1 pseudogene is annotated in these 768 nt (G+C 58.5%); it reads left to right on the top strand.

Going from position 1 to position 768, the window contains the following annotated elements:
* A pseudogene (locus Q9I99_RS11265) lies at positions 1–768 on the top strand (RHS repeat domain-containing protein); the annotation flags it as partial.

The following is a 768-nucleotide window of genomic DNA, read 5'->3' as shown; positions in this document are numbered from 1 at the left end:
ACCGCCACAGCATCACCTGCTTCGACTACAACGGAAACGGCCGACTCATCGCCCGGCACCAATGGAAGGTGCCGACTAAGGAAGAGAACGCCCGAAACGGCCTGCCCGAAACCGACTGGCGCGATGCGCAGTACGATATGCTGTACCTGCCCGTTACCGAAACCGTCCGCTACCACTACGATTTCAACGGCAACCGTACCGCCACCATCCTGCCCGACGGCAGACAGATCAACTGCCTGTATTACGGCAGCGGCCACCTGCACCAAATCAGCCTCGACGACGAAGTCATCACCGACATCGAACGCGATAAGCTGCACCGCGAAATCTTCCGCACACAGGGTAAACTGACCAGCCGTTACGAACTCGATCCCTTAGGCCGTCTGAAAAGGCAAATTGCCGCACTCAACGAATTGACCGAAGGCGGCAAAGGCAAAAACAAAGTAGCGGCGGGCTATGGTCAAACCGCCGTCAAACGCAGCTACGGCTACGACCGCACCGGCAACCTGGCCCGCAGCACCGACCAACGGACGGGCACGACGCATTTCGAGTACGACAGACTCGGTCGAATCACCAAAGCCGGCAGTGAACGGTTCGCCTTCGACCCCGCGCACAATATCCTTTCAGACGACCTCAATGCCGTCCCCGACAACCGCCTGAAAACCTACAACGGCACGACCTATTACTACGACGGCTTCGGCAACCTGATCCACCGCGAGCTGGCCGACGGCGAAGTGCAGAACTACTTCTACGATCTGCATGACCAACTGG

It is taken from the genome of Neisseria basseii (genome assembly GCF_962707005.1).
GTDB lineage: Bacteria > Pseudomonadota > Gammaproteobacteria > Burkholderiales > Neisseriaceae > Neisseria > Neisseria bergeri.
The sequence above is the reverse complement of the archived record's forward strand: the minus strand, read 5'-3'. Positions and strand labels throughout refer to the sequence as shown.